Below are 10199 nucleotides of genomic sequence, written 5' to 3'. Positions count from 1 at the left end.
CTTTTGTCTTGTTCTTGTTTCAATTGACTATAACATATGTACATGATCTGGCATTAAGTGACCCTCGATAATTTCAACCCCTTTATAACTACACAAGCGATGAAATATTTCGCCTAAACTACTTCGATATTGATTATAGATGATTTTTCGTCTATACTTAGGGGTGAACACAATGTGATATTTACACATCCATTTTGTGTGTGATAAACTATGTGCTTTTTGAGCCATATTTTTCTCCTTTCGCTTTACATTTGGCTTGAACACCTTTATTGTATCGCGTTTGGAGTTTTTGTGGTATAACCTTCGACGCGCACCCGCATAGCGGGTGGTTTTTTTGTCTCGCACCTAACGGAGCGAGACGGACTGAAAGTCACATAATCAAAAACAATCCTGCAAGAATTCTTGCAGGATTTTCGTTTATATCAAACCTTCTAGAAGGCCCTTCATAAAGTTTTCAGAGTTAAACTCACCGATATCATCGATTTTTTCACCAAATCCAATTAGCTTAACAGGGATATTGAGTTCCTCACGGATAGCAAGAACAACCCCACCTCGGGCAGTTCCATCAATCTTAGTTAAGACAATTCCTGTAACAGGAGTAATTTTTGAAAACTCTTTGGCTTGAACAAGAGCGTTTTGCCCAGTTGACGCATCCAGAGCTAGGAAGGTTTCATGCGGAGCTTCTGGCACAACACGTTTAATGATACGACCAATTTTTTCCAACTCTGCCATCAAGTTTTCCTTGTTTTGTAAACGGCCAGCTGTATCAATCATGAGAATATCAATACCTTCTGCTACTGCACGTTCCATCCCATCAAAGACAACACTAGCTGGATCTGCTTTCTCCGGACCAGTTACGACTGGAACATCTACTCGACGACCCCATTCTGCTAACTGGGCAACTGCACCTGCACGGAAAGTATCCGCAGCAACAAGCATGACTTTCTGGCCTGCTTGCTTGTAGCGATGCGCTAATTTACCGATTGAAGTTGTTTTCCCGACACCATTAACACCTACAAAAAGCATAACTGTCAAACCATCTTGAAAGTTAATGCTTTCATTGTATTGTCCACCTTTTTCGTAAAGCTCTACCAATTTTTCGATGATCACACGACGGAGGACATCTGGTTTCTTGGCATTTTCAAGTTTTGCTTCATAGCGCAATTCTTCAGTAAGATTTGAAGCTACCTGTACACCAACGTCACTCATGATTAAGAGTTCTTCAAGTTCTTCGAAGAAATCTTCATCAACAGAGCGGAAGTTAGCAAAGAAAGCATTCAAACGAGCTCCAAAGCCCGTACGAGTTTTCTTGAGACTACGGTCATATTTTTCCTGTACAGTCTCTTGAACTTGAGGAATTTCTTCGATTACTAGATCTTCTTTCACTTTTTCAGAAGTGTCTGCTTCCGTTTCGTCTGATTGAGCTTGATTAGCTTCTTCATCGTTGCTATCACTTGAAGGTACTTCTTCGACTGGTGACTCAAGTTCTTCTGCAACAAACTCTGCTACCTCTTGAGCTCTTTCTTCAGTTTCTTCAACTTCTGTTGACTCTGACTCTTCCTGACAACAATGACACTCAGTTTCCTCAACTTCTGAACCTTGGTCGATTTCCTCAGTATTTTTCACTTCAACTTCTTCAGTTCCAAGTACTTCAACTTCCTCGCTAGGTTCTGTCAGATCCAAGTTTTCCAAAGCTTCTTTAACGACTTCTTCGATTTTTGGTTCTTCTTTTCTCCCAAATAAACGGTCAAATAATCCCATTCTTTAGTTCTCCTTCAGTACATATTTTTCAATGGCCCAGGCAACAGCTTCCTCGTCATTGGTCATAGGGGTTACTATATTTGCAACTTCCTTGACCTCAGACACAGCATTTTGCATAGCAACTCCGAGTCCTGCCCATTCAATCATGGAAAGGTCATTTGCCTCATCTCCACAAGCCATCACTTGACTTTGGTCAATTCCTAGATGGTCGATCAATTTAGCTAATCCAGTAGCCTTATGAACGTTCTTTGGTGACCATTCCAAAAGCATGTCGCGAGATTTGAAAATTTCATAATTGTTAAACAAGTCTGGTGAAATATTAGCAATTGCGGCATCCAGTGGTTCTTGGGCAAAAGCGGTCACACATTTGTTGTAGGTCATTTGACTAGACAAATCTTCAAAGTCAATTGGAACAAAGTTTAAAACAGGGTTAAACTTGGCGTAAAGACTTTCTTGATCTGATTGGATTTGGTAAACTGTACCTTCTGAAATGGCGTCTAAAGGAATGCCTAGTTTTTCAGTTTCCTCGTAAATACGTGTCACATCATCAATAGAGAATACTGTCTTATCGAGGATTTCACCCGTATTTTTCTGAACCAATCCACCATTAAAGGTGATAGTATACTCGTCATCATGGCCGTCTGTTCCAAGCTCTTTGAGGAAGAAATCCATAGCCTTGAGGGGACGTCCAGTTGTCAGTACCACTTTGACTCCCTGTTCACGCGCAGCCTTTAAAGTTGCCTTAGTACGATCAGTCAACTTCTTGTCTGTCGTCAGCAAAGTCCCATCTAAGTCTAGGGCAATTAATTTAATATCTGCCATTACAATCCCTCCATATAAGCAATAACTGATTGGTCTTTGTGATGTCCGATAACTGTTTCAGCTAGTTCTAAAATCTCTGGACGAGCATTTTCAGGCGCGACTGGGTGCCCTACAACTTGCATCATGTGCAGGTCATTAAGATTATCACCAAAGGCCATCACTTGATCCATATCTAGATTCAATTTCTTAGCTAATTCGACAATAGCGACTCCCTTGTCAACATGGTCTAAAACGATGTCAATGGATTCAAAGCCTGTCGTCATAGCCTTAACACCAGGCACATGCTCATTGACCCAAGCTTCTCCGGCTTCTACTGTCTCTTCAGTAAAGTTAGTTGTGAATTTGAAAATCTCATCGGTAATATCTTCTAGTCTGGCTACTTTTTTGATATTTTCATTGTAATGATGGCTAAACATAAGATAGATTTCATCTACTGTATCTAAGACATAGCAAGCCTCTTTGCCAGTCAAGAGCATCTTCTTCTCATCAAAATAAGGTGAAGTCTTTAGCTTTTCAAATGTTGATAGGTAAAAATCACGAGTCATGGTTGCTTCATAAAGGTCCTCTCCATGAAAACGAACCAAACTACCATTTTCAGCAATAAAGATTATCTCATCTTTGACATCCGCAAAATGCTTTTCAAGTGACAAAAGCCCACGACCAGATGCAACAGCAAAATAGATTCCTTTTTCTTTATAAGAATGGAGCAACTTTTTCAGACGCTCCATATCAAATTGACCGGCACCATCCAAAAAAGTACCGTCCATATCCGTTGCTACTAATTTAATCATAAAATTCTTAATACTCCAATTAATAAATCTACCTTCTATTATACCATAGAAAAAGTAAAAAAAGACGTGTTGAATTGACACGTCCTTGTCTTCTATAAATCAATCCGTAGGGCCATTTGAAGGCCAGACTGATTTGCTTACTTTCTTTTATATCCAATCTCTTAACACTTTTCTGCCAAAGTTCTTGATTGAAGTCTATTCTGAGAGTTCATCAGCTATTGCGTAAAAATTATCAATCTTTGGCTGAGATACATTTGTCACAATCATAAATAGCATATAGTTCTTGACATATAATCTTGCATATGAAAAAATACTTGTTGGAGGTTAATAATATGACTGAAAAAATCAAAAACTGGGTTAATATTTGCGTTTTGAAAAATCAAGAAATTTTATTACTTAATAGACAGCACGATAATTTTCCTGGCTGGATTCCACCGGGAGGAAAAGTTGAATTCCCTGAAAGTTTTTTTGAAGCTGCATTACGGGAACTTAAGGAAGAAACTGGACTCACTGCATTAAATCTTGAATTAAAAGGAATTTCAGGCTTTACTAATTCAATTGGTAATGAGAGATTTGTCTTCTATGACTTTTTATGTACTCAGTTTACTGGTGAACTAAGTACATCTGCTGAAGGTGAGCCAAAATGGTGGAATCTAAAAGATATTGATAAAATACCAATGCAAGATGAAATAAGAAAAAGGCTACCACTTTATTTAAGAAAAGGAAGCTTTGAAACTATTAACTATTGGGATGATAATAAGAAATGCATTAGTGAAAACAAAACAATTTTATTTGACTAATATTCTCTACGGTATAATCAAATGCAAAATTCTCAATCCATTAGTAATTTTTGTATAATTCAGTACTCAATACAATCTGTCTTTAATAACATATAGTTTAGAGTTTTACAAAATAATGGTATCTAATAAAAATCATCTAATCTGACAATTTTTTCTTGTATCTATTGATATCTAAAAAGCCTTGGAAACAGCTTATTCCAAGGCTTTCTCTATATTCTATTGTATCTATAGAGCCAGTCGTTATTAAAAATATAACCCCCTTTCTACACTTTCCTGAATCAAATCTTCCGTTAGTTTCCATAATTCTTCTGATTCACTTTTTATGAACTTTTTCTTTTCTAATACCATGTCTGCACTGATATTATCAGGGTTATAATTTAATTCTGACACTTCTAAGTGATTTATCAGTGGTACCAATGCATCGATCACTCTTGCATATCTTGCTTCAGCACTCTGCCCTTTTTCAAATTCCAACCACAAATTTTTCATATTCAAATATTTTTCTTCTGGAAGGATACTCATTGTTTTTTCTATAGATGCTAGTTCTCTATCATGAGAATGAAGCTTTTTTTCATCATCAAAAACCCAAGTATCTCCGGCATAAATCTCACCTAAATCATGAATCAATAACATAGGAATCACTTTTTCCATATCCAATTTTTTAGGATAATAATCTTGAAGAACCATTGCAGCTATGGCACCCTGCCAGGAATGCTCGGCACTATTTTCAAATCTGCCATCAAGAGTTCTATTAAATCTTGTCACTGACTTTAATTTCTCTATTTCTTTAATAAAATCAACTGAATGTTTCAAATTACTCATTGCTATTCCTACCTTATTCTAAATTACAAATATATTAGCAAAAATTAATCTTTACATCATTAATTTCCCGTATTTGCAAAAAAATAACGCCTAATCCATACGAGATTAGACGCTCGATTAAACTTGTAATTTATAAAATATTTATCATTCGAGTGATTGAACTTTCCTACCATCAATCAATTCCAAGTCTTTTTATCCATATTTGGCAAAGAGAGCTTAAACTTAATAATACAGAGTCGAATCACAAAACCGACAATTGAGAGAATGATAAAAGCAGTGATTCTTGGAAAGTGAAGGACAAAGGCCAACCAATAATAAATAACTCCAATTACGAAAGATAGAAGTGCATAGATGTCTTCTTTTAGAACACTTGGTACTTCATTGATCAGGAGGTCTCGGATAATACCTCCACCAGCACCCGTTAAACAGGCCAAAATCCCAGCCGACATCAAGTTCAATTTACTATCAGCTAAAGCTGTGGCTCCGATTAGAGAGAAGATAATTAACCCAATCGAATCAAAGATGAGGTAAGCTTCTCTCAGCCACTTATAGAACTTTTTTTCATGACTAGCATTGGCCTGTTTTGAAGTTACAAAGACATACATGATAACCGCTACAAGGATAGAGACATAAATCGGGCTGGGATCAGCAAGAGAGGAAGGAAAACGACTGATAATAGAATCTCTCAAAATTCCACCGCCTACTGCCGTTACAATTGACAATAAACTAATTCCAAAAATATCTAAACGTTTACCAAATCCTTTGATGGCTCCTGAAGCCGCGAAGGCTATAGTCCCAATATAATTACAGATCATTAGGAATAGGTCAAAATCCATATAAGCTCCTCAATTTATTTTTGTAACCCTCCGACTTCTTGAAGGTCATTCTAAATACTTTAGCTTGAAATGTTGTATCGAAAACAAACTAAGCATCCATATTCTCTAAATCTTTTAGTTTAACAGAAACAATCTTAGAGACACCAGATTCTTGCATGGTCACCCCATAGATAGAGTCTGCGGCCGTCATTGTACCCTTACGGTGGGTAACGACGATAAACTGGCTATCCTTGTCAAATCGGTTGAGATAATCCCCAAAGCGTTTAACGTTTGCTTCATCGAGTGCAGCTTCTACTTCATCCAAGATAACAAATGGAATGGTCTTAACACGAATGATCGAGAAGAGCAAAGCCAGAGCTGACAAGGCCTTCTCTCCACCACTCATGAGATTGAGAGATTGGATTTTCTTGCCTGGTGGTTGCACAGATATTTCGACACCTGCTATCAATAAATCACCTTCTGTCAGAATTAGGTCTGCTTGGCCACCACCAAACATCTGCTTGAAGGTCACCTTAAAGGACTCACGAATAGCTTCGAACGTTGACTTAAAGCGTTCTTTCACTTCATCATTCATCTCTGTAATGGTTTCAAGAAGTAAGTTTTTAGCAGAAAGAATATCATCTCGTTGAGTATTTAAGAACTCCAAACGTTCATGTACTTCATCAAACTGTTCAATGGCATCCAAATTAACCGGACCAAGTGAACGAATGGATTTTTCCAAATCCTTGACCTCTTGTTCAGCCATAGCTAAATCTTCTAACTGATTAGCTTGTTCTAGGGCTTCCGTATAGCTAATCTGATATTCTTCTGTCAGTTGACCTTGAAGATAGCGAAGGCGGTCCGTAATCTTCTCTTTGGTCGCTTCTGCACGTGTTTGCTTACGAATCCATTCTTCATTTTGCTGACGAGCTTGTTCTAAATGACTGGCTATATCATCCAATTGACCTTCAATATCATCCAGTTCAAACTGCTTACGAATGAGCCCTTGTTGAATTTCTTCCTTCTGACTCTTGGCTTCTGTTTCCTGCTTGGTCAAAAGTTCTGTATCAACCTTTTCAAGATTGTCTACCTTTTCTTGGAGAAGGCGTTCGATTTCATCTTGCTCCGTATCAAGGTATTCAAGCTCTTTGTTAATCCGTTCAATATCTGCAACTTCGTAACGTTTTCGCCCTATCATTTCTGTTTTATGGAGACGTTCTTGGGAAAGTTTTTCCTGTAAGTTTTGGTAACGTTCTTGAATCGCATTTTTATTGGACTTAATTTCTTCAATCTCAGACTCCAGCTTTTGCTTTTCAGTTGAAATAACTGCAAGACATTCTTGGCATTTTTCTTTTTCAGTTTGCCAATCTCCACCTCTAAGATTGTTTAATTCTTTTTCCTGAAGTTCTAAAAGCGTTTCGAGTTCTTCGACTTGTTGGCAAGTTTGTTGATAAGCCAGATATAACCCCTGCTCCTCTATTCGAGCTTGCTCTCCTTGAGACTTAATAGTCTCCAAAGTTTGACTGAGGGCTGTCAAGCCTTCTTGAAGTGATTTCAGATTTTCTTCTTCCTGACCAAGAATCTTCTCTTCCTGAGCAATTTCTTTTTGCAATTGCTCCAATTCAGGCTTGATGAAAATACTGTTATTTTGACGATTGGCACCACCAGCATAAGAACCACCTGTTCGCAATTCTGTACCATCAAGCGTTACCATCCGAACTTGATAGCGCACTTTACGAGCTGCATCACGCGCTTGCTCTACCGTATCAAAGATTGCTGTTGTAGCTAGCAAGTTTTTAAATATAGCTTCATGCTTGGCATCAAAAGTAACCAATTCATCTGCCATTCCAAGAAAACCTGGACTTGAGACAATCACATCTTGGTTCTGACCAGAAATGCTACGAGCTTTGATGGTTGTCAAAGGTAGGAAGGTCGCACGACCAGCTCGGTTTCTTTTTAGAAAATCAATAGCCTTGGTCGCTGCCTGTTCATCTTCAACGATGATATGTTGGCTACTTGCCCCGAGGGCAATTTCAAGAGCTGTTTGATAACGAACATCAAAGGTTAAATGTTCACTGACCGCTCCGACAATACCGCCCAGGCGATTTTTTTCTTGTAAAACACTCTTAACACCTGCATAGAAATTACTATGGTTTTTAAGAATGTTTTCCAGACTTTGCGCCTTGGCCTGCTTGTTTTTCAGGCTATCCAAACGGTCAAAGAGTTGATTTTGCTGACTTTGATAAGCCTGCTTTTGTTCTTCTTCCTGTTTAGCATTCGTCTGATAGTCAGCAAGCAAGGTCTGTACTTTTTCTTTTGCTGATTTTAGATCAGCCTCTTGTTCACTTGCCTTAGATTTGGCAGAAGCTAATTGTTCCTTCAAGGATGCTAATTGTTCTTCTTGCTTTTGAGTCTGTTGGCGACTATTTTCAAGGTCATTCTCAATACGTGTCAGCTGGTTAGACACATCAGCTTCTTCTTGTAAAAAGGCAACGAAACGTTCACGTAATTGCTCAATCATCTGATCTGGATCATCAGAAAATGCTACTAACTCAGCTTCTAAACGATTGAGCTCCTTGGTATTGACTGCTAGATTTGCTTCTAACTGACTGAGATTTGCTTCTTTTTCTTCCTTCTCTTGAATGAGAACATTTCTCTTTTCGTCCAAACTAGCCAAACGAGCCTGTGCCTCTTGTTGATTGAGAGCAACCTGCTCTGTCTCCAGTTTAGACAAGGCCAATTTCCGTTCTAAATCACTGATTAGAGCAGTCAAATCCATCAAACTAGTTTGATCTTTAGCCATCTCTGCTTGTAAATCTTGTCTCTGCTTCTTGAGAGATTGATTTTCAAGTTCTAGTGACTCGCGTTTTTGATAATAACTAGTCAACAGTTCTTGGACTTGGTTTAATTCTTCTTCTGTCAGATCTAATTCAGCCTTATTGGCTTGAATTTGTGCAACCAGAACATCCAAGTAGATGCCTTTACGCTGACTGTCCAAGTCCATAAATTTACGAGCTGTTACTGCTTGCTTCTCTAAGGGCTTGATTTGATTATCTAACTCATAGATGATATCTTCCAAGCGGTCTAGATTGTCTTGAGTTTGTTGCAGCTTACTTTCTGTCTCTTTGCGACGAGTTTTATATTTCAAGACTCCCGCCGCTTCTTCAAAAATAGCGCGGCGTTCCTCAGGTTTGGAGTTAAAGATTTCTTCGACCTTCCCTTGGGAAATAATAGAGAAGGAATCACGTCCAAGTCCAGTATCCAAGAAAAGGTCATGAATATCACGAAGACGAACTTTTTTACCATCAATCTTGTATTCACTATCTCCAGTACGATAGATATGACGTTCAACTTTGATTTCCTGGCCTGCATCCTTGATAAAGCCATCTTGGTTATCCAAAGTAACAATAACAGAAGCGTAGTTTAGAGGCTTCCGACTTTCCGTTCCTGCAAAGATGACATCAGGCATCTTCCCGCCACGCAGACTTTTCACACTAGATTCACCTAGTGCCCAACGGAGGCTTTCAGTAATATTTGATTTCCCAGAGCCATTTGGTCCTACAACCGCCGTCACCCCTTGGTCAAAAAGAACTTTTGTCTTATCAGCAAAGGACTTAAAGCCTTGGATTTCAATTTTTTTTAAATACATGAATCCAGCCCTTTCTCAACTGCATTTTTAGCGGCTTCCTGCTCGGCCAATTTTTTAGAGCGTCCTTTACCAGAACCTAGACTTTGCCCCTCAACAAGGACTTCAACCTCAAACATCTTATCATGGGCTGGCCCAATCTCTGAAATCACCTGATAACGAATATCAACATCTCCATTAACTTGGAGCAATTCTTGAAGGTGAGTCTTATAATCCTTGATCATCTCAAAATCGCCAGCTTCAACCTTAGGAATCATGACTTGGTAGATAAAGGTTTTTACAGTCTTTATATCCTTGTCTAAAAGCAGAGCACCCAAAAAGGCTTCAAAAGCATCGCCCAAGATCGTGTCTCGGTTACGACCACCAGACTTTTCCTCCCCCTTACCAAGCTTGATAAACTGATCAAACTGACAATCACGGGCAAAACCAGCCAAACTCTCCTCACGGACAATCATAGCACGGAGTTTTGACAAGTCCCCTTCTGGTTTTTTAGGGTATTTTTTAAACAGATATTCTGAAATCAATAATTGCAGAACAGCGTCTCCTAAAAATTCCAAGCGTTCATTGTGTGAAATTTTTAAGAGGCGGTGCTCATTGGCGTAACTAGTGTGGGTAAAAGCTGTTTCAAGTAAGCTTTTATCTGTAAAAACAAGCTCAAAACGGTCTTGTAACACTGATTCTAATTCTTTCATGACTACCTCTTTCTAAATCATTATAATCCTATCCATTATATCAAAAAAAG

8 protein-coding genes and 1 pseudogene are annotated in these 10199 nt (G+C 38.5%); 1 reads left to right on the top strand and 8 read right to left on the bottom strand.

Annotated elements, in window-relative coordinates; translation table 11 throughout:
* Positions 1-30: 30 nt before the first annotated feature.
* The 4 genes and pseudogenes from tnpA to HMPREF2837_RS04750 all read right to left on the bottom strand — a co-directional run.
* Positions 31-228, bottom strand: a pseudogene (tnpA, locus tag HMPREF2837_RS04765) (IS200/IS605 family transposase); the annotation flags it as partial.
* Between the two features lie 189 nt (positions 229-417).
* Positions 418-1761 (bottom strand): signal recognition particle-docking protein FtsY, encoded by a 1344-nt coding sequence (gene ftsY / locus HMPREF2837_RS04760; protein WP_049548288.1) that lies wholly within the window; start codon positions 1759-1761, stop codon positions 418-420.
* A gap of 3 nt (positions 1762-1764) precedes the next feature.
* On the bottom strand, positions 1765-2583 hold the full coding sequence (locus tag HMPREF2837_RS04755; RefSeq protein WP_049548289.1) for a Cof-type HAD-IIB family hydrolase: 819 nt from the start codon (positions 2581-2583) through the stop codon (positions 1765-1767).
* The gene (locus HMPREF2837_RS04750) at positions 2583-3374 is read right to left on the bottom strand and encodes a Cof-type HAD-IIB family hydrolase (protein ID WP_075230699.1); all 792 of its coding nucleotides are present in this window, start codon (positions 3372-3374) and stop codon (positions 2583-2585) included. The genes HMPREF2837_RS04755 and HMPREF2837_RS04750 overlap by 1 nt, the downstream gene beginning before the upstream one ends.
* Positions 3375-3706: 332 nt before the next feature.
* Between HMPREF2837_RS04750 and HMPREF2837_RS04745 the strand changes: the two genes are divergently transcribed.
* Positions 3707-4174, top strand: a complete 468-nt coding sequence (locus tag HMPREF2837_RS04745) for an 8-oxo-dGTP diphosphatase (protein ID WP_049548291.1) — start codon at positions 3707-3709, stop codon at positions 4172-4174.
* Between the two features lie 243 nt (positions 4175-4417).
* Here the strand turns inward: HMPREF2837_RS04745 and HMPREF2837_RS04740 are convergent, their stop codons facing one another.
* From HMPREF2837_RS04740 to rnc, 4 genes are all read right to left on the bottom strand, one after another.
* Complete coding sequence (locus HMPREF2837_RS04740; protein ID WP_075230698.1) at positions 4418-4996, bottom strand: HD domain-containing protein; 579 nt, start codon at positions 4994-4996, stop codon at positions 4418-4420.
* 176 nt (positions 4997-5172) lie between these two features.
* Positions 5173-5832, bottom strand: coding sequence for a trimeric intracellular cation channel family protein (locus tag HMPREF2837_RS04735; RefSeq protein ID WP_075230697.1), 660 nt, complete (start codon positions 5830-5832; stop codon positions 5173-5175).
* 88 nt (positions 5833-5920) lie between these two features.
* A complete protein-coding gene (gene smc, locus HMPREF2837_RS04730; protein ID WP_075230696.1) occupies positions 5921-9460 on the bottom strand; it encodes a chromosome segregation protein SMC in 3540 nt (1179 codons plus the stop codon).
* On the bottom strand, positions 9451-10149 hold the full coding sequence (gene rnc, locus HMPREF2837_RS04725; protein WP_000661075.1) for a ribonuclease III: 699 nt from the start codon (positions 10147-10149) through the stop codon (positions 9451-9453). Before rnc ends, smc begins: the two co-directional genes overlap by 10 nt.
* Between the last annotated feature and the right edge of the window lie 50 nt (positions 10150-10199).

Source organism: Streptococcus sp. HMSC071D03 (genome assembly GCF_001812125.1).
Lineage (GTDB): Bacteria > Bacillota > Bacilli > Lactobacillales > Streptococcaceae > Streptococcus > Streptococcus pseudopneumoniae_N.
This window is presented reverse-complemented; position numbering and strand designations above follow the sequence as displayed.

What these genes read in the sequence shown, in the direction of transcription:
- ftsY (WP_049548288.1), bottom strand. Translation starts at nt 1,761, where the DNA reads ATGGGATTATTTGACCGTTTATTTGGGAGAAAAGAAGAACCAAAAATC.
- HMPREF2837_RS04755 (WP_049548289.1), bottom strand. Translation starts at nt 2,583, where the DNA reads ATGGCAGATATTAAATTAATTGCCCTAGACTTAGATGGGACTTTGCTG.
- HMPREF2837_RS04750 (WP_075230699.1), bottom strand. Translation starts at nt 3,374, where the DNA reads ATGATTAAATTAGTAGCAACGGATATGGACGGTACTTTTTTGGATGGT.
- HMPREF2837_RS04745 (WP_049548291.1), top strand. Translation starts at nt 3,707, where the DNA reads ATGACTGAAAAAATCAAAAACTGGGTTAATATTTGCGTTTTGAAAAAT.
- HMPREF2837_RS04740 (WP_075230698.1), bottom strand. Translation starts at nt 4,996, where the DNA reads ATGAGTAATTTGAAACATTCAGTTGATTTTATTAAAGAAATAGAGAAA.
- HMPREF2837_RS04735 (WP_075230697.1), bottom strand. Translation starts at nt 5,832, where the DNA reads ATGGATTTTGACCTATTCCTAATGATCTGTAATTATATTGGGACTATA.
- smc (WP_075230696.1), bottom strand. Translation starts at nt 9,460, where the DNA reads ATGTATTTAAAAAAAATTGAAATCCAAGGCTTTAAGTCCTTTGCTGAT.
- rnc (WP_000661075.1), bottom strand. Translation starts at nt 10,149, where the DNA reads ATGAAAGAATTAGAATCAGTGTTACAAGACCGTTTTGAGCTTGTTTTT.